Origin of the sequence: Hymenobacter qilianensis, assembly GCF_014489555.1 — a bacterium.
Taxonomy (GTDB): domain Bacteria; phylum Bacteroidota; class Bacteroidia; order Cytophagales; family Hymenobacteraceae; genus Hymenobacter; species Hymenobacter qilianensis.
Genome location: NZ_CP060784.1, coordinates 2,127,642 through 2,145,295, shown reverse-complemented (window position 1 = coordinate 2,145,295; position 17,654 = coordinate 2,127,642). Strand labels below are relative to the sequence as shown.

Genomic DNA, 17,654 nt, shown 5'->3' with positions numbered 1-17,654 from the left:
TGATCAACTAATTAGTCAATAGCGTATTATTTAGGAGAGGTAAAGCCAAGACCTTTTTCAAATAAGCCAAAGGCAGCACTTTACTACGCAAAGTTTCGGTGTGCTTGAGATTGTGCGCATCCGTACCGACAAAATCTACCAAGCGAGCATCAATGAGCTTCTCGGCTACACGCTGGGCCCCGGAGGAATAATAACCAGCTAATGAGTTGAGGTTAATCTGAAATAATACCCCGTTATCATGAATCTTTTCCAACTCAGAAAAGCGGCCATATAAATAAGTGTAGCGCTCAGGATGCGCCAACACTGGCTGATACCCCTGCGCTTTTAGCCGGAAGATAATATCCTGCATGTTGAAGGGTTCGTTCATGTAAGACGTTTCCAACAACAGATATTTTTTAAGGCCACCAAAGCTTAGGAGCTCTTCTCCGCTATCTAATTTGCCCCCCAGCCATTCATCTAAGTAGTATTCGGCGGCACATTCTAGCTGTATGTCCGCGAAGCCGGCAGTCGTGGCGGCTTCCTGCATCTGCGCCAATGCAGCGTGAACGGTAGTTGGAGTATTCTTATAAAAATCTCCCATAATATGGGGAGTCATAATCAGCTTACGGTAGCCTAATGCCTGCATTGCTTCCAGCAAACCCAATGATTGCTCAATGGTTTCAGCCCCATCATCCAAGCCGGGCAGCAAGTGCGAGTGCATATCAACTCCAAGCTCCGCCAGCAAGTTTTCGTAAACCAGCGACGTAGAAGCCGCTTGGCCGAAAAGCTTGCGTAGGAATGAAGCCATGTGCTAAATGAGAGTGAGAGCTGATTTTAGGAAATACGCTGCCTCAGGCGGCTAATTATTCCCTTGGGAGGTGTCGGCTCGTCGTAGTAGCCCTGACCATAGCCATAGCCATAGCCATACCCGTAGCCAGCCAAGCCAGTAGCGCTGGCGTCGTTCAGAATAGTGCTGAGGCGGGTAAAGTTATTCGTCCGCATGAGCTTATTGATGTTCTTCAGGAAGGCTTTCTTGGAATACCCTGCCCGCACAATATAAAGCGGGATATCAGCTTTACGCATAATAAGAATACCATCCGTAACGAGACCAACAGGCGGCGTATCAATCAGAATTACATCATACTGCTGATGTAATTCTGCCAGTAATTCGTCAAACTTAGGGTTTAGGATAAGCTCCGACGGATTTGGTGGTGTGGGACCAGCTGATATAAAATCCAGCGTTGGAATATCGGTATGCTGAATGCATTCCTCCACGGTGTGTTTTTCAATCAGAATAGTGCTAATGCCCCGCACATTCTCAGTACCGAAAGCTAGATTCACCTTCGGCTTCCGCATATCAAGGTCTAGGATAATAACCCGCTGCTCGGACAACGCAATTATGCCCCCAGATTCACCGTAACAAAGGTTTTACCCTCCCCTGATACAGTTGATGTAACCGATATAATGCGCTTCTTTCGCGCTGACCCTATAAAGTCCAGATTAGTACGAATGGATCGGATTGACTCTGAAATAGCAGACTTAGGGTTTTTATCTACTACCAGCTTTGACACGGTCATCTTTTCCTTGTCGTAGGTTGGAATTACCCCGAGCAACGCCGCTGAGGTCATACGCTCCAGTTCCCGCGTATTCGTCACGGTATCATGCAAGAAGTAGCGGACTGCAATTAATCCAAGTCCTAACACAATGCCTCCCGCCAAACCAATAGCATAAACCATGGCACGAACCGGCGAAATGGGCGCGCTTGGCAAGCTAGCCGGGGAAAGAATCTGAAAATCGGCCGTCGTACCAGCCTGGCCAATCCTGAACTCTAGCTCCCTATTTATTAAACTTACATATGTCTTTTCATAAAGTTCAAATGGACGTTGCAAACGTGCTTGCTGCGTTGCTTTCTCCGGCAGTCCTGCCAGCTTAGCACTAAGCTCATCACGTTGACGGTTCATTTTATTTACCTGCTCCTGCAAAAGCTCTTTATTTTGATCTAGGAGTCGGCGAATCGTATTCTTTGTAAAATCTAGTTGAACACGTCTTTGCTTTACAGCTTCTGTCGTTTCTTTATAAGAGCGCAATACTCGACGTAGGTCCCATTGCTGATTATTTAGGGCTTCGATTTCCTGCATCAAGCGATTATCCTCCAACTCAGCCAGTCCAGGTATACTCTGGGCAACTGTGGAATCCTCATTACTGGTTATCTGATCCTGCTCTACCAAGCGCGACAAATCTTCCAGTAGACTCTGCCTTTGCAGTAGCTCTTGTCTTTTTTCTTCTTGGTCGGCTATCTTATTGATTACAGTAGCTGCATCGCCCCGCACATCATATGTTTTATTTTCACGTGCAAAAGACTGTAAATTATCTTCTGCCTGCTGCAATTTATCGTTTGTAACATCTGTCTGCTCGCCTAAAAAGCGTAGACTTTTGTCGGATGCTTCTTTCTTTTGCGCTAGTTTTTCCTGTAAGTAAACAGTGTCTATCTTATTGACAATATCCTGCGCTTTTAAAGGATTAAAATCGGCAAACGCTATCTGAACAGTATGAGCTTCAGGATTAACAATCTCAACCGAAATGTTCCTATTCAGGTAACCATTCACCGAGCCATCATCTAGAATGACAAAGTAGAACTGTGCTTCTAGCGCACTTGCGTCAAAGAAAGAGGAATCAGTAGTCAGCTTTAAACTAATACCAGGAATATTAATAGGTTGGCCTACTATATAATCTCCACTTATTTCTTCTTTAGCCTCCAAATAACTTAGTCGAAACTGAGTAGGGCTAAGAAAATTAACATTCAGCTTCCGATTATAAAACGCTGGGTCTTTAATCGCATATTCAACTTTGAAAGGGACCTTTTATAAAGCTCTGATTCTAATACAGTTCCCTCTACATAATAATTGACGTCAAGCGCTAAAGAATCTTTGAGACGGCGATAAATTAGATTCGACTTAATTAACTCTACCTCACCTGAGAGATTAGCCAACTCCTGACGCTTCTCTACCGCGCCGCCAATACTACCCATGCCCAATACTCCAGCCTCTGTTCTCTCATCAATCTTGATGACCGATGAGGACTGATACACAGGCTTTGTATAGCGTAAAAACAGCCAAGACCCTGTCAGACCCAAAGCAATAAGCAACGCAATCCAAGGCAAGCTTTTGCGGGCTACCTGAAGCAAGGTGGTAATGTCTAACCCATCGCCAGCATCCTCTTTTTCTTCCGCTTCCATACCGCCCGCGTTGCGGATCATCTCTTCCAGCTCAGTTTCTTCTTTCGCCGCCATCAGGGCATTCTATTGGTTGAAGGGAATAAGCTTATCGTCAACAAGAAAGACAAGCTTAATTATTGTATACCCTTGTTATAATATACAGGGTACTAAGAACACTTATAAGGCTAGTCACTAGCCCAAATACTGGACCAGCATCTGTCAATGCCTCATAAAACGGCCGTCGTACAGGCTCAACATAAACTATGTCGTTGGGTTCCACCTGTAAATTCGCGCGACGCATTCCTTCAAACGTAGACAGATCAATGACTTGTATCTGCGGGTTCTTCAAATCTCCCCGAATGAGGCGGATGTTGGTCGTACGTCCTACTCGATTACCACCTGTTCCTATTGCCCCGCCATCAATGCCCCCGGCAATGGCTAAAACCTCAATCAAGTTCATATTATCATTGGTCATCGGGATGACCTGACCCCCAGTGCCCCCAACAGCCCCAAGCACGATAATACGGTTATTAGTAACCCGCGTCACGACGAAAGGCTGCTCATAATATTGGCTATAAGCCACCTGTAACACACTGTCAGCTTCTAAAAGCGTGTAACCACTTAGCTTTATATTCTCTACCATCGGCAGCTTTACTATGCCATCGTCTTGCACAAGAAACTCAGAGCCGCCACTTGTAGTACCACCTGAGCTTTGTTGACCTGTCGTGGTACGTGTACCAGCTCCTGGCCGAGTTGTGGCGCCTCTTAGTCCGCCGGGGTTGCCAAATGGCAACTCACCATTAGGATCTAATATTCGCTCGCCTTTATTAGTGTATACCCGAACATCGAGGTAATCATTGGACTGGATGATGTAGTTACGTTCCGTCCTATTTATGGTCGTACGCAGCCTAGCGGTGTCGACTGTTGTACCTTCTAAACGAAATAGTACATTTTGGCGGTATATCTTTGATGTCGTGCAGGAAAACGACAACAGAAACGATAAGCTTAGCAACCCAACGGATAGGAAGCGGCGAAAGATGGGATGTAGCATGCGGGCCAAAAAAGCCAGAGACAGATGAAATAGTGCCGGGGGAACAGCCAAGAAACAGCTTAATTTCTCCCGATAAACCTTCAAAGTAACCGAATTAGCACACCCTTTCAAAATCGGGGCTGGATACCTGCCTGTGGAAAACAGCTTCTCTTAAAGCAAAGTACTACTTTTGCGAACCCAAAACTGGCTCTTGCTGGTTATGCCATTACCACCCACCATATCACTTCCCCACCCATGGAATTAGTAGCTACCGAGAACCAAACAATGATTGCCCAGATGGTGCGCGACTTTGGCGCGACCCACATTAAACCGCGCATGATGCAGTGGGATGAAAGCCAAGAGTTTCCCATCGACGTATTCAAGCAGCTTGGTGATTTGGGCCTGATGGGCGTGCTGGTGCCACAAGAATATGGCGGCTCTGGCTTTGGCTACGTTGAGTATGTGACTGCCATAGCTGAGTTGGCTAAGATTGATGGTAGCATCGGCTTGTCGATGGCCGCTCACAACTCTTTGTGCACAGGTCACATTCTGCAATTTGGATCCGAGGAGCAAAAGCGCAAGTGGTTGCCCAAATTAGCTTCGGCTGAGTGGATCGGCGCGTGGGGCCTGACGGAACCCAATACAGGTTCTGATGCTGGCAACATGCGTACAGTGGCTGTTGAAGACGGTGACTTTTACGTGCTCAACGGAGCGAAAAACTTCATCACCCACGGTAAGAGCAGCAACATCGCTGTAGTTATTGCCCGCACTGGCGAGGTAGGTGACTCGCATGGTATGACGGCATTTGTGATTGAGAAGCCTACCGAAGGCTTCACACACGGCCGTAAGGAAGACAAGCTGGGAATGCGCGCTTCCGAGACTACTGAGCTAATTTTCACCGACTGCCGCGTACCGAAAGAGAATATTCTGGGCGAAGTAGGCGAAGGGTTTATTCAGTCGATGAAGGTGCTTGATGGGGGGCGAATTTCTATCGCAGCCCTCAGCCTGGGTATTGCTCAGGGGGCTTTTGAGGCGGCTACCCAATATTCTAAGGAGCGCCACCAGTTCAACCAGCCTATCTCCAACTTCCAAGGCATCGCGTTCAAGCTAGCTGATATGGCTACCGAGATTGAAGCCGCAGCATTGCTTACCTATCGGGCTGCGGATATGAAGGACCGTGGTCTGAATGTGACCCAAGAGTCGGCTATGGCTAAGCTTTATGCCTCGGAGGTATGCGTACGGGCTGCGAATGAAGGGGTGCAGATTTTTGGCGGCTATGGCTATACCAAAGATTATCCAGCGGAGAAGTACTACCGCGACTCCAAGCTTTGCACCATCGGTGAAGGCACTTCCGAAATCCAGAAGCTGGTTATTGCCCGCACTCTACTGAAGTAGGCTTTATTTGGTCTTATTCTTTCGGGGGCTCAAATAGCTATTGATTAGGAATCTGCGTAAGCATTTTTAAATCTTCAAAAGATGTGATTATCTTTGCCCCCCTTAATAGAAAGTTTTCAACTCCACTGCATATATGATCATCGTTCAAATCAAAGACAACGAGTCGGTTGACCGGGCTCTGAAGCGTTTCAAGAAAAAATTCGAGCGCACGGGTGTGCTGAAGGAATTGCGTCGTCGTACGTTCTTCCAAAAGCCTTCTATCACGAAGCGGAAGCAGAGAGAGAAAGCTGTGTACAAGCAGACCATGTACGCTACTGAGAATTACTAGCGTTTAGCTTATAAAGCTTTTCGTGACAACCGGCTGATTTGCTTACGTAAGCGAATCAGCCGGTTTTTTCGCGTCCAAAAATTCCGATTTAAATTCTTACATTGGATAATTGCCCCCCAGTGGCTGAACTCCTGCGTATGAATTTGTTTTTCGACTATCTGCGGTTTGAGCGGCGCTTCAGCCCGCACACCGTAATCTCTTACCAGACCGATCTTCGGCAGTTCTCTGAGTACCTGCTCGCTACTTATGAGCTGCCAGAGCCGGCGCAGGCCGATCATACTCTTATTCGGTCCTGGATAGTGGAGTTGATGCAGCAGCAGCGTGACCCACGCACGGTGAATCGTAAAATTGCTTGCCTTCGCTCCTACTACAAGTACTTATTGCGCACGGGCGCTATTCAGCGCAATCCGATGCTGCGCATTACTTCGCCCAAAACGGCCAAGAAGCTTCCCGACTTTGTGCCAGAGGATACGCTCAATGGCTTACTCAACAGCTTTGAGTTCGCCGATTCGTTTGTTGGCTCCCGCGATCAGCTTATTCTGGAATTGCTTTACGGTACTGGCATTCGTCTTTCGGAGCTGATTGGTATTCGTCACGACGATATCAGCTTGGCAGGTCGTACGGTGCGCGTAACGGGCAAAGGCAATAAACAACGGGTAGTACCTCTCAATCCGACGCTTCTTATAGCGTTGGAAAACTATATAGCGCGCAAGCAGGCTGAATTTGCCCCCCTGACAACGCCCGCGGTTTTCTCCTCGTTACAGATAAGCTAGAGCCCCTGTACGAAAAGCTTGTGTATCGCACCGTGAAGCAGTATTTAAGCCAGATAACCACCGCTTCGTCGCAGCAGCACCCGCATGTGCTGCGCCACTCGTTTGCTACGCACCTCCTCAGTAAGGGTGCCGACCTGAATGCTATTAAAGAGTTGCTTGGGCATGCAAACCTGGCGGCTACTCAGGTGTACACCCATTTGTCCATCGACAAGCTCAAATCTGTGTTTGACAAAGCCCATCCAAAGGCTTAAGTAACTAGTTGAGTGTTTTCCTTTCTATTTACCAAACCCCTATTTCCGATGAAAGTACAGATGCATTCGGTGCATTTCACCGCCGACCAGAGCCTACTTGATTTCATCCAGAAGCGTCTCGACAAGCTCGAAACCTTCTACGACCGTGTAACCGAAGGCGAGGTTATTATGAAGCTGAACAATAAGGACGGTATTGATAACAAGACCGTTGAGCTCAAAGTGCTAGTGCCTGGCAGTACGCTGTTCAGCCAAGCGGATGCGGCTACCTTCGAAGCGGCCACCGATGAAGCGGCAGAAGGGCTACGTCGTCAGATAAAAAGACACAAAGAGAAATTGACCAGCCACTAAGGCTAATTAGGATACAACATAAGGGCGCCCTTCCACCGAGGAAGGGCGCCCTTATTATTTAACGCAAATGCCTAATTGGTTTACAGACCAAACTCGGCTTTAATCTTATCTACGTAATCTAGTTTTTCCCAGGTAAAGGTTTCATATGTGCGGGTTTCACCGTTGGCGAGCGTCACTTGGGTAGTGCCAGCTTCGCGGCCCATGTGGCCATAAGCGGCGGTTTCACCAAAAATTGGGTTCTGCAGACCGAAGCGCTGTACGATAGCGAATGGACGCATATCGAATAGCTTATTCACCTTATCGGCAATTTCCCCATCGGTAAGCAAGCTATTGCTGCCGTTGGCTTTGGTGGTCCCGTACGTAGTCACATAAAGGCCAACTGGCTGGGCTACTCCGATAGCATACGCTACCTGAACAAGTACTTGATCAGCTACGCCAGCAGCTACCAGGTTTTTAGCGATATGACGAGCAGCATAAGCTGCTGAACGGTCAACCTTCGAGGAGTCTTTACCCGAAAAAGCCCCCCACCGTGAGCACCTTTACCGCCGTAGGTATCCACAATGATCTTACGGCCGGTTAAGCCGGAGTCGCCGTGGGGACCGCCAATAACGAATTTGCCGGTGGGGTTGATGTGATAGGTAATCTGGTCGGTGAAGAGCTTCTGGACATCGGCGCTCAGGCCAGCTTTCACACGGGGAATCAGTATGTTGCGGATATCTTCCGAAATGCACTTCAGCATGCCTGCCTCCGACTCGTCGAAGTCGTCGTGCTGGGTGCTGACCACGATCGTGTCGATTGCCTCGGGCGTATTGTCGTCGGCGTAGCGAATGGTTACCTGCGACTTGGCATCGGGGCGCAGATAGGTCATTTCCTTGCCTCCCTTGCGGATAGCGGCTAGCTCACGCAACAAACGGTGCGACAAATCCAGCGCCAGCGGCATATAGTTGTCGGTTTCGCGTGTTGCGTAGCCGAACATCATTCCCTGGTCGCCGGCACCCTGCTCCTCGGGGCTTTGGCGCTCTACTCCCTGGTTGATGTCGGGAGACTGCTCGTGCAGGGCCGACAAAATGCCGCAGCTCTCAGCTTCAAACTTATATTCAGCCTTGGTATAGCCGATACGCCGAATCACGTTGCGGGCAACTGACTGCACATCTACGTAAGCCTTGGATTTCACTTCGCCGGCTACCACTACTAAGCCAGTGGTTACCAGCGTCTCGCAAGCAACTTTAGAATCAGGATCCTGACGAAGAAACTCGTCGAGAATGGCGTCAGAGATTTGATCGGCAACTTTATCGGGATGGCCTTCCGAAACAGACTCGGAAGTGAATAAGTAGGACATCAGGGTCGGGATAGAACGTCGTCGGTAGAAAAGAAATTTGCCCGTGCGCCAAGAGGCGCAGAGGGCCGCAAAGCTAAGGGAAAATGACGAAGGAAATAATTAACTCAAAAAGCCCCCAGCCTCAATTACACATAAGCCGGTTACCAACTTTTACTTTAAACCTGCGTTTGGGTAGCCAATCATACATTTTACCTGACTTTCCATGAATACTATTGTTCGTTCATTTTTTGTCTTTCTAACGCTTTCAGCAGCAGTGCCGGGCTTCGGTCAGCAACGCTCACCGTACCGTACCGACTTCGGCATCGACGCGCCTATTACGGGCGCTTTGATAATAGGAACGGCCGTTGGGCTAAATGGAATGCAGAAAAAAGATGGCATAAGCGACGCTGAAGCTTTTGCCCTGCGCCGCGAGGACGTGAACCGGTTTGACCGCTTTGCGGCGGGCTATTCGAGCGAAAGTGCCAAGCGCATCAGCGACTATCCATTCTATGGCTCGCTGGCTGCTCCGGTAGCGCTGTTCCTGCTTGACCGGGATATGAGCAAGAAGTTCGGGCAGTTAGGCGCACTCTATATTCAAACTCTGGCTGTTACGGGCACCTTATTCACTTCTACTGTAGCGCTGACAGAGCGCAGCCGGCCCTTGGCCTACAATGCCAGCTTAGACATAGATCAGCGCAGCAACCGCAACTCTACTAATTCATTTTTTGCGGGTCATACGGCCGCTACGGCCACGGCTACCTTCTTTATGGCCAAAGTATTCAACGACTTTCACCCCAACTCTCAAGCCCGGCCGTATGTGTGGGCTGCCGCCGCGGCCGTGCCTGCTACCGTAGGCTACTTGCGCCTGCGCGCCGGCAAGCACTTCCTTTCCGACAACCTTATTGGCTACGCGGTAGGTGCCGGGGCTGGCATACTGGTGCCGCACTTGCACAAAGTGAACCGAAGCGGCAAAGGCTTTTCGCTATTGCCAGTGCAAGGCTTCACCCCAAATGGCTATTCTTACAGCGGATTCTCACTGACGCGGCAATTGTAGGAGTCTTGCATTATGCAGCAAAAAAGCCCCCCAGAATACTCTGGGGGGCTTTTTGGTTGGATACCAATTCAGTAGCAACAAATTGTGATGTCAGTGCCTGAATTGATTCACGATCAAAACTATTTGGCGCAGTTTTAGACCCGCGGGAGGAGTTGACGGTTACCCCCACTTTTCGATTCCTATTTGCTTAAATGTTTACTCGTTTATTATTCAGTATTGTTCTGTTCGCGGCTACGAGCGCTGTCGTTCAAGCTCAGGTATTCGAACCCGGCTACTTAGTTACTTCCACAGGAGATACACTATCAGGTGAGGTAGAAAATGCGTTTTGGAGTAATCCAGCCAAGATTGTGCGCTATCGCACTACAGCGCATCACCCCATTAAGACTTATTCAGCTAATCAGTTACGGGCCATTGCTTTAGCTTCGGGCAGGCTACTGCGCTATGAATTGCTTCCACTAGACCGTGGCGCCCAAACCGATATTCATCGCCTGCCGAAGGGATTATTTTACCAACAGCGCCCTGATTCAGTATTGGCAGATGTACTCATCGATGGCCCCACCTTTTTACTAGGGGTAACTCTGGATGGAGTTCACCATTATTTCATACGCCGGCCTGAGAAGCCCTGGCTTGAGATGACTGAGCGGCTCTACATACGCAACGGTAAGTCACAGGTAATGGATGGCAATAACTACCTGAACCAACTGCAACTGTATTTTATCGACTGTCCGGAGGTATTGGCGCAGCTTGCTCATACGCCTTTCACGGAAGCTGGCATGATTGCTTTGGTGCAAACTTATACCGGAGCTTACATGCCAAATGAGCTTCAGAATCGCGTCTACTACGAGCCAGAGAAGGCTGGACGCCTGCGGACGACGATTTCGGCGGGCGTATTGGTTGGTGGACGCTTTAACTCTCACCGCCTGAAAACCACACAGGCCCTGGGGTTGAGCGCCCTGCGCTGCAAGGCGTTGATGCAGATGGGCAAATGCATCTGCAAGGAGGAGCCTTTTTGGACGTGGTAACTCCTGCCCGCCGCTCGGGTTTACACCTCGACATCCTCCTGAGTCAATACGGACGCAGAGGCACATTATCCATGTTGCCTACCGGACGGGTAGCATCGGGTACATTTTCTTGGCGCGGTACGCTACTGGCTACTCACGTCGGTATGCGGGGTTTCCGATCATTGGGAGAACATTACCGGGCCTTCGCCGGCACTGGTATGGAGCTAAATTGGTTTTGGCAGGAAAAAAATACGCTGCATTATACCGGCCAAAGCAGTGGAGGGCCAATGCCACCTTCCTTCACGTATAAATTTGTGGATGGGTTTGCACGCTCCTTTGCTCCTTACTTGGAAGCTGGTGTCCAAACAAAACGTTTCTCATTTAGCCTCAACGGCCGAGTTTATCGCAAGAATCCTTACTGGGACCATCTTATCCTTCGGGATCCGAATGACTTGGCCAACTTCCAAGGCTACGAGTATACCGGGCGCACCTGGAGCGTAGGGCTTTTATTGGGCTACCGCCTAATAGGCAAACCAGATACTCAACTAAAGTAATACAGCAGAAAAAAGCCCCCAGAAATCCTCTGGGGGCTTTTTGTTAAACAATTTAATTTCCGCCAGTACTGGTACCCGTGGCACCCGATGGAGTTGACTTGAGGTTGGTGTTAAATAGCTTCAGGATGCGCTTGTACTCATCAGTCCAGGAACTGGGCTCCACGAAGCCGTGGTCTTCCACCGGGTACACGGCCAATTCCCAGTTCTCTTTCTTTAACTCGATAAGGCGCTGCGTGAGGCGCACGATGTCCTGAAAGTGCACGTTCGTATCGACCATACCGTGGCACATGAGCAGCGCGCCTTTCAGGCCTTCGGCGTGGTAGATGGGCGACGAGCGGGCGTAGGCGATGGAATCGTTGTACGGTTCGTTGAGGATGTTGTCGGTGTAACCGTGGTTGTAGTGGGCCCAGTCGGTGACGGAGCGCAGGGCAGCGCCGGCTTTGAATACGTCTGGCTCCGTGAACATGGCCATGAGCGTAATAAAGCCCCCATACGAGCCGCCATAAATGCCAATCCGCTGCGGGCTAACGCCATATTTTTCCGTAAGCAGCTTTGCGCCATCCACATGGTCGGTGAGGTCTTTGCCGCCCATAAAGCGGTAAATGCCCGTGCGCACATCGCGGCCGTAGCCGCTGGAGCCACGGTAGTCAATGTCAAGCACGGTATAACCCTGGTCGGCCAGCAGATTGTGAAACATATACTCGCGTGAGTATTGGCTCCACCACTTGTGTGCATTCTGCAAATAGCCGGCGCCGTGCACAAAAATGACGGCTGGACCTTGGGCTACAGCATTAGCTGGCCGGTAGAGGCGGGCGTACACATCGGCGCCGTCGCGGGCTTTGATGGTAATAACCTCCGGGTCGCGCCAGGCGTAGCTTTTGAACTCAGAGGTGAGTGAGTTGGTCAGCTGGCGCATTTTGGCCCCCGGCTTATTATCCATCACAAATAGCTCCCAAGGCTTATTGGAGTAACTATAACGCACGGCCAGCGTCTTCTCATCGGGCGAAACAGTGACCTCATGCGCGCCGGGCAGCGTCGTAATCTGCGTCATTTGCCCCCCAGATACCGGCATGCGGTAGAAATGCTGCTCTCCCGGATGCGTTTTGTTGGCCGAGAGGTACCACGTCTTTTTATCCTTGGAAAGCTCAGCCTTCTGAATCTCGAACTTACCACTGGTCAGAGCTTTACGCTGCTGATTGGTCACGTCCACGGTATAGAGGTGAGAGTAGCCGCTTTCCTCACTTTGAAACCACACACGCTTGTTATCCGGTAGCCAGCCCACATTGCCAGCGCCGTAGCCGATACCAGGTCCGTTGATCCAGGCTTCGTCGCGCTGACGGTCGAGCAGCGTGATTTTCTGCGTATTGGGGTCGAGGGCCACAATCCAGCGGTCCTTGTTATCAGCGGAGCGCATGACCAAGAAGGCCCGCTCGCCGTTGTCTGACCAAAATGGACCAAAAGGAGCTACGCGGCGCAGCTCCGTAGCTGGCTTTTCGGCTTTCTGGGGGCATTTTTGGCCGTTTTAGTCGAGTCAGCAGCCGTTGGGGCTTTGGCTTTCAGTTGATATTCTTTCCGGTAAGCGGGCTGCTCGTCTAGGCCCTTCAAATCGCGGTAGCCGAGTACGAATGTGGTATCGCGGCCAATGTCGTAGATGCCCAGCTCCATAGCGGTTTGGGGGGCACCTACCTTGGTACGCGTAGACAAGTCCTCTGTGAAGCCCGAAGCTGTTACGAAATTAGGTACGATGGCTACTTTCTCGCTGCCTGGCTCCTGCACCAAAGAGTACGTTACAAAGCGACCATCGGGGCTAAGCTGGAGGTTTCGTACCGTTTTGAGGCCCAGATAAATGGCTTTCGGACGCAGCTTGTTCAGGGCTTTTTGCACGCGCTGCCGATCCTGCTGGTCTTTGTCGCGCTGCTTAATTACCTCAAACAAAGCCAGCTGCTGAGCCTTCAGATACTTCTCCGACTGATCAGTGGGCGAGCCTTTCGTGGGGTTGTTGCCCTTACGAAAATCGGTGCGCTGCACGGTTTCGCCATTGGCCGGATTCCAGGTAAATAAATTGCCCCCCGCGTGTAGCTCACCAACTGACCTTGCAGGGCAAATGCCGCATCCGACTCACGCTCCGCCGTGTTGGTCACGCGCCGGGCCTTGTTGGTTTTCAAATCGAGCAGGTAGATGTCGCCCTCCTTCTCGTACACTTTGCGGGCGAATTTCTGGTCGTACACACCCGTGCTGGGGGGCAAATTTAGCTGGTCGCGGAAGCTGATTTTGCGGGGCGTGCCACCGCTGGGCGCAACTGCATAAAGCGAATCGCGACGATTTTTGTCGGGGTTCCAGCTGAAATAGATGCGTTTGCCATCTTCACCCCAATAAATATTTGAAGGAGCCGTACCAATCCACTGCGCCGGGTCGCGCATGATTTTATCGACCGTAAGCGGCGCGAGCGAAGCAGCCGGCGCGGCGGTGGGAGTTTGAGCAAAAGCAGCAGAAACCGGCCCCAACAAAGCCAGCGCCCGCACGACGAACGAAACGCGCATCAGGTATTTAAGAAAGATGAAACATGAAAGCTTACCGCAAAATACACAAGCTTGCGGCAAGGACAGGCTAAAGCAGCGGGCGTTGCAGTCGTGTGCCGCTAGTGCAAACTAAAAGTTCGCGCTAGAGCCTAGTGGCTGGTCGGCACGCCGTACGGATTCGAGAAGCGTATCTCCAAAAACCGCTCGGGCTCAGCCAGGGGGCTAAATCCGAACTGCGTATAGAGCGTGTGCGCATCCAGCGTTGCGAGCAGATGCCGCCGCTGCCCCTGCAAATCGGGGTGAGACCACACGCACTCCATCAGCCACTTCGATAAGCCTTGGCCGCGAAACTCAGGCAGCACAAACACGTCGCAGAGCCAGGTAAATGTTGCGCGGTCGGTAACGACGCGGGCAAAGCCCGCCTGGCGGCCATCGGGAGCGAACAGGCCAAAGTTGAGCGAGTGGTGAATGGCCCGATCTAGTAGCTCGCGGGGCATATTGCGAGCCCAATACGAGTCATTTGCCAGGAAACTGTGAATGACGGCCAGGTCTAGGCGGGCGGGATCTGTGGAGATGAAGTAGCCGTCGGTGCGTTGGTGAAGGCTGGAAGGCATTGCTTGAAAGGGTAATTAAGTGTTAGGCGGTCATGCAGAGCGGTAGCGAAGCATCACTAAAAGTTAAGCGGGGGGTGTTTTTCATCAAAATCCGTTGCGTCCTGATAGGCTTTGACCAGCGCCAGCAGTTTGCCTTCTTCGAAAAGCTGCCCGCCAAAAGTGATAGTGCTGGGCAGACCGTTGGTGCGGAAGCCATTGGGCACTACCACCGCTGGGTGACCTGTGAGGTTGGTAATCACCAGGTTAGGACCACCAAATGAAGGCGCTACATACACATCAAAGCCCTGCATGCGCTTGTCTACCTCTTCAATCAACTGACGCCGAACCCTTTGGGCCTGGATATATTCCACGGCTGGAACAAAACGAGCCGTCCGAAATGAATTTGGCCAAGCATTGCGGCCTTGGTTCACCATTTGGGTAACGCGGCCCGAACGGGTGAGTTCGTCGAAGGCAGCAGCGCCCTCGGTACTAAGCAGGAATGTTAGCTCCCCAGCAGGTAGCCCCTGCAAGTCGAGCGGAACGAGCTGGACGCCTAGCTTACGCAGCACTTCCAGCGAGGCCTGATCGTTGGCTTTGGTGGGATAGTCGCGGTCAAAATCTGCTTTCAGATAGCCAACACGCAACTTTTTGATATCGGTATCGAAAGCATACTTGAAGCCGGCAGGTACAATAGTAGTGGCAGGGTCGCGGGCATCGGCGCCTACGAGGGCAGCAAAAACCAAAGCACAATCTTCGGCTGAGCGCGCCAAGGGGCCTACTTTATCCATGCTCCAGCTAAGCGCCATTGCTCCGGCCCTACTTATGCGCCCATACGACGGCCGCAAACCCGTTACGCCGCAGGCGGTGCTAGGACTCACGATGGAACCCAAGGTCTCGGTGCCAATGGCGTACGGCACCAGCCCCGCCCCCACTGCCGATGCGGAACCGGCTGAAGAGCCGCTGCTGCCTTGCGTAATATTCCAGGGCGAGCGGGTTTTGCCCCCATACCATACATCGCCCATGGCCAGCTCGCCCAAGGTGAATTTGGCTACCAAAACGCCCCCCGCTTCACGCAAACGCGTCACCACGGCTGCGTCTTCGTCCAGCATCTGGTCTTTGTAAGGCACCGAACCCCAAGTGGTTTTGTAGGTTTTGGTGCTGAATAAATCCTTGACGCCGAAAGGTATGCCGTGCAGCGGACCGCGGTATTTACCGGCCTTAATCTCTTTATCGGCCTGCCGGGCCTGCTGCATGGCCAGCTCTTCGGTAAGGGTAGTGACGCAGAGCAGCTTGGGGTCGTATTTTTTGAGGCGAGCCAGGAAAAACTGGGTTAGCTCCTCCGAGGAAATCTGCTTGGTGCGCACCAGCTCGCTTAGTTGGCGCACGGTGTAAAAAGCCAGATCGTCGCGGTTGGCGGGCAGCTTTATTTTGGCCGTGGGGGGCAATTTTCCGGCGTCATCCTTGGCTTTGGGCAACATAGATTGGCGCAGGCGCAGCGGCACGGGGTCAAAGACGAGCGTAGGCGCTACGCTGTTGGGCAGCTTCGCCTGGCGCAGCTGCTCGTAGTCTTTGCGGTTGTCTTCGAGGTCGCGGCGGGTGGAGTCGAGTTGGGCGTCGGTGAAATTCAGGCCCAACAGGCCCTGCGCCGCCTGAAGCATGGGAACTGTGATGGGAGGCAAATCGGCGGCGGGGCGGGGCAGCATGGCACCCGCGCCGAAGCTGACGGCACCGATTGCCAGCAGGGGCAGTATTTTTTTCATCATCTGAAAGAAGAGTGGGTAGGCGAAGAAGGAGATGGGAAAGTACGGGAGAATAAAAATAATCCCTTGCAGGGCAATACTAAGCTAATCCGAAGGTGTTATTCATTCGTTAGTTTCTGTACACTGTTCAGCTTCAGCTATTTATTCAAGCCATGAAAACCCTCGCCGCTTCGCTTTTGCTGGTCAGCAGTTTGCTAACTACCGCTGCCTCCGCCCAAACCATTACGTTTCCGGTCGGCAGTACTACGGTGTCGGCCACACCGCTGGCTACCGGCCTTAATATCCCGTGGGAGCTGATCTGGGGGCCGGATGACTTCATCTGGATGACGGAGCGCGGTGGGCGTATTAGTCGCGTGAACCCAACCACGGGGCAAGTGCTGCCCTTGCTGAATGTGCCCGACGTCGCACCCACCGGCGAAAGCGGCTTACTAGGCATGGTGCTCCACCCGGATTTTGCCACTACCTCGCCCTACCTTTACATCGTGTACAATTACAACGATAACGGGCTGAAAGAAAAGGTGGTACGCTACACGTACAATGCGGCTACTACCTCACTTAGCGCCCCGTTGGTGCTGCTGGGCAATATTACCTCCACCACCACGCACAGCGGCTCCCGCCTGCTCATCCTCCCCGACCGCACCCTGCTCATGACCACCGGCGATGCTCAGCTTCGCTCTGACTCGCAGAATCCGGCTTCACTCAACGGCAAGATTTTGCGGATGAACCTGGATGGCAGCATTCCCGCCGACAATCCTACGCCGGGCAGTCGGGTGTATACGTTGGGCCACCGCAATGCGCAGGGCTTAGTGCGGTTACCGTCGGGCCGCATTTACAGCTCGGAACACGGGGAAAACTCCGATGATGAACTAAACCTGATAGAGCCGGGCCGCAATTATGGCTGGCCCAACGTTCCCGGCAAATGCGACGGCAGCGAAACTGCCTTTTGCGCCGCCAATAATGTTCGTGAGCCTCTTTTCATCTGGACCCCTACTTTGGCCGTGGCTGGGCTGACTTATTATGATTCGCCCGCTATTCCGGAGTGGCGCGGCAGCCTGCTGATGGCGACGCTGAAAGCTTCCAGGCTGGTGCAGCTTCCGCTCAATGCTGCCGGCGACGCCATTTCAACGGTTACTCCGCCGGAGTTTTTGATAAACAGATATGGCCGCTTGCGGGCTTTGTGCGTTTCGCCGGCCGGGCGCGTGTATGTGGCTACCAGCAACGGCGGCAACGACCAGATTGTGACGCTGGAAAACCGGGGGTTTGTGCTGAGCACGAAGTCGGAGGCGCGGAATGTGGCATTGGGGCTTTGGCCGAATCCGGCGCGCCAAACGGTAGCGTTACGCTTACCGGCCGCGCCTACATCGGCTACCTCCGCCACGATTCATGATGCGCTGGGACGCGTGGTGCGCACGGCCAGATTTGCCCCCCAGCAAGCAGAACTGAATCTAAGCTTGGCTGGATTACGGGCTGGCGTATATGTAGTGCAGGTGCGCAACGCGACGGAGCAATACGCGCGGCGGCTGGTGATTGAGTAACG

At 51.9% G+C, this 17,654-nt stretch carries 19 protein-coding genes and 1 pseudogene; 9 read left to right on the top strand and 11 right to left on the bottom strand.

What is annotated here, in order from left to right:
- Window positions 1-7: 7 nt before the first annotated feature.
- The 5 genes from H9L05_RS09930 to H9L05_RS09910 all read right to left on the bottom strand — a co-directional run bounded on the left by H9L05_RS09930 (window position 8) and on the right by H9L05_RS09910 (window position 4,295).
- A complete protein-coding gene (locus H9L05_RS09930; RefSeq protein ID WP_223284933.1) occupies window positions 8-700 on the bottom strand; it encodes a tyrosine-protein phosphatase in 693 nt (230 codons plus the stop codon).
- A 113-nt stretch (window positions 701-813) separates the two neighbouring features.
- Window positions 814-1,371, bottom strand: a complete 558-nt coding sequence (locus H9L05_RS09925; protein WP_223284855.1) for a tyrosine-protein kinase family protein — start codon at window positions 1,369-1,371, stop codon at window positions 814-816.
- A gap of 5 nt (window positions 1,372-1,376) precedes the next feature.
- Window positions 1,377-2,738 carry a GumC family protein gene (locus tag H9L05_RS09920; RefSeq protein ID WP_187734015.1) on the bottom strand — a complete coding sequence of 454 codons (1,362 nt, stop codon included), beginning with the start codon at window positions 2,736-2,738 and terminating at the stop codon, window positions 1,377-1,379.
- 41 nt (window positions 2,739-2,779) lie between these two features.
- The gene (locus H9L05_RS09915) at window positions 2,780-3,268 is read right to left on the bottom strand and encodes a hypothetical protein (RefSeq protein WP_187734014.1); all 489 of its coding nucleotides are present in this window, start codon (window positions 3,266-3,268) and stop codon (window positions 2,780-2,782) included.
- 55 nt (window positions 3,269-3,323) lie between these two features.
- Window positions 3,324-4,295: a polysaccharide biosynthesis/export family protein gene (locus tag H9L05_RS09910; protein ID WP_223284854.1), complete on the bottom strand. Its 972-nt coding sequence runs from the start codon at window positions 4,293-4,295 to the stop codon at window positions 3,324-3,326.
- A gap of 183 nt (window positions 4,296-4,478) precedes the next feature.
- Here H9L05_RS09910 and H9L05_RS09905 point away from each other — a divergent pair, with 183 nt between their 5' ends.
- From H9L05_RS09905 to hpf, 5 genes are all read left to right on the top strand, one after another.
- Window positions 4,479-5,618, top strand: coding sequence for an acyl-CoA dehydrogenase (locus H9L05_RS09905; protein ID WP_187734013.1), 1,140 nt, complete (start codon window positions 4,479-4,481; stop codon window positions 5,616-5,618).
- Between the two features lie 133 nt (window positions 5,619-5,751).
- Complete coding sequence (gene rpsU, locus H9L05_RS09900; protein WP_084445790.1) at window positions 5,752-5,946, top strand: 30S ribosomal protein S21; 195 nt, start codon at window positions 5,752-5,754, stop codon at window positions 5,944-5,946.
- Between the two features lie 119 nt (window positions 5,947-6,065).
- Window positions 6,066-6,719, top strand: a complete 654-nt coding sequence (locus H9L05_RS09895; protein WP_317175167.1) for a site-specific integrase — start codon at window positions 6,066-6,068, stop codon at window positions 6,717-6,719.
- A 20-nt stretch (window positions 6,720-6,739) separates the two neighbouring features.
- Window positions 6,740-6,970, top strand: coding sequence for a tyrosine-type recombinase/integrase (locus H9L05_RS26070; RefSeq protein WP_317175166.1), 231 nt, complete (start codon window positions 6,740-6,742; stop codon window positions 6,968-6,970).
- A 48-nt stretch (window positions 6,971-7,018) separates the two neighbouring features.
- Window positions 7,019-7,318 carry a ribosome hibernation-promoting factor, HPF/YfiA family gene (hpf, locus tag H9L05_RS09890; protein WP_187309808.1) on the top strand — a complete coding sequence of 100 codons (300 nt, stop codon included), beginning with the start codon at window positions 7,019-7,021 and terminating at the stop codon, window positions 7,316-7,318.
- Between the two features lie 80 nt (window positions 7,319-7,398).
- Here the strand turns inward: hpf and metK are convergent.
- Window positions 7,399-8,657: pseudogene (gene metK, locus H9L05_RS09885) on the bottom strand (methionine adenosyltransferase).
- Window positions 8,658-8,859: 202 nt separating this feature from the next.
- On the opposite strand from metK, the gene H9L05_RS09880 reads away from it, so the two are divergent.
- From H9L05_RS09880 to H9L05_RS09870, 3 genes are all read left to right on the top strand, one after another.
- Complete coding sequence (locus H9L05_RS09880; RefSeq protein ID WP_187734012.1) at window positions 8,860-9,690, top strand: phosphatase PAP2 family protein; 831 nt, start codon at window positions 8,860-8,862, stop codon at window positions 9,688-9,690.
- A 191-nt stretch (window positions 9,691-9,881) separates the two neighbouring features.
- A complete protein-coding gene (locus H9L05_RS09875; protein WP_187734011.1) occupies window positions 9,882-10,712 on the top strand; it encodes a hypothetical protein in 831 nt (276 codons plus the stop codon).
- A complete protein-coding gene (locus H9L05_RS09870; protein ID WP_187734010.1) occupies window positions 10,706-11,245 on the top strand; it encodes a hypothetical protein in 540 nt (179 codons plus the stop codon). Before H9L05_RS09875 ends, H9L05_RS09870 begins: the two co-directional genes overlap by 7 nt.
- Before the next feature lie 52 nt (window positions 11,246-11,297).
- Here the strand turns inward: H9L05_RS09870 and H9L05_RS23495 are convergent, their stop codons facing one another.
- The 5 genes from H9L05_RS23495 to H9L05_RS09855 form a co-directional block, all read right to left on the bottom strand.
- Window positions 11,298-12,659, bottom strand: a complete 1,362-nt coding sequence (locus H9L05_RS23495) for a S9 family peptidase (RefSeq protein WP_262892660.1) — start codon at window positions 12,657-12,659, stop codon at window positions 11,298-11,300.
- A gap of 50 nt (window positions 12,660-12,709) precedes the next feature.
- Complete coding sequence (locus H9L05_RS23490) at window positions 12,710-13,273, bottom strand: hypothetical protein (protein ID WP_223284853.1); 564 nt, start codon at window positions 13,271-13,273, stop codon at window positions 12,710-12,712.
- Complete coding sequence (locus H9L05_RS23485) at window positions 13,198-13,785, bottom strand: hypothetical protein (RefSeq protein WP_223284852.1); 588 nt, start codon at window positions 13,783-13,785, stop codon at window positions 13,198-13,200. Before H9L05_RS23485 ends, H9L05_RS23490 begins: the two co-directional genes overlap by 76 nt.
- 128 nt (window positions 13,786-13,913) lie before the next feature.
- On the bottom strand, window positions 13,914-14,378 hold the full coding sequence (locus H9L05_RS09860; protein ID WP_187734009.1) for a GNAT family N-acetyltransferase: 465 nt from the start codon (window positions 14,376-14,378) through the stop codon (window positions 13,914-13,916).
- Window positions 14,379-14,434: 56 nt separating this feature from the next.
- Entirely contained in the window at window positions 14,435-16,120 is a 1,686-nt protein-coding gene (locus H9L05_RS09855) for an amidase (RefSeq protein WP_308421979.1), read from the bottom strand.
- A 149-nt stretch (window positions 16,121-16,269) separates the two neighbouring features.
- Between H9L05_RS09855 and H9L05_RS09850 the strand changes: the two genes are divergently transcribed.
- Window positions 16,270-17,652 (top strand): PQQ-dependent sugar dehydrogenase, encoded by a 1,383-nt coding sequence (locus tag H9L05_RS09850; RefSeq protein ID WP_187734008.1) that lies wholly within the window; start codon window positions 16,270-16,272, stop codon window positions 17,650-17,652.
- Window positions 17,653-17,654: the final 2 nt, after the last annotated feature.

Bases quoted from the DNA above. Each gene is read 5' to 3' on its own strand.
- H9L05_RS23495 (WP_262892660.1), bottom strand. From the start codon at position 12,659: ATGCGCTCCGCTGATAACAAGGACCGCTGGATTGTGGCCCTCGACCCC.
- H9L05_RS09880 (WP_187734012.1), top strand. From the start codon at position 8,860: ATGAATACTATTGTTCGTTCATTTTTTGTCTTTCTAACGCTTTCAGCA.
- H9L05_RS23485 (WP_223284852.1), bottom strand. From the start codon at position 13,785: ATGCGCGTTTCGTTCGTCGTGCGGGCGCTGGCTTTGTTGGGGCCGGTT.
- hpf (WP_187309808.1), top strand. From the start codon at position 7,019: ATGAAAGTACAGATGCATTCGGTGCATTTCACCGCCGACCAGAGCCTA.
- H9L05_RS09850 (WP_187734008.1), top strand. From the start codon at position 16,270: ATGAAAACCCTCGCCGCTTCGCTTTTGCTGGTCAGCAGTTTGCTAACT.
- H9L05_RS09905 (WP_187734013.1), top strand. From the start codon at position 4,479: ATGGAATTAGTAGCTACCGAGAACCAAACAATGATTGCCCAGATGGTG.
- H9L05_RS09930 (WP_223284933.1), bottom strand. From the start codon at position 700: ATGCACTCGCACTTGCTGCCCGGCTTGGATGATGGGGCTGAAACCATT.
- H9L05_RS09875 (WP_187734011.1), top strand. From the start codon at position 9,882: ATGTTTACTCGTTTATTATTCAGTATTGTTCTGTTCGCGGCTACGAGC.
- rpsU (WP_084445790.1), top strand. From the start codon at position 5,752: ATGATCATCGTTCAAATCAAAGACAACGAGTCGGTTGACCGGGCTCTG.
- H9L05_RS09860 (WP_187734009.1), bottom strand. From the start codon at position 14,378: ATGCCTTCCAGCCTTCACCAACGCACCGACGGCTACTTCATCTCCACA.
- H9L05_RS09915 (WP_187734014.1), bottom strand. From the start codon at position 3,268: ATGGCGGCGAAAGAAGAAACTGAGCTGGAAGAGATGATCCGCAACGCG.
- H9L05_RS09855 (WP_308421979.1), bottom strand. From the start codon at position 16,120: ATGATGAAAAAAATACTGCCCCTGCTGGCAATCGGTGCCGTCAGCTTC.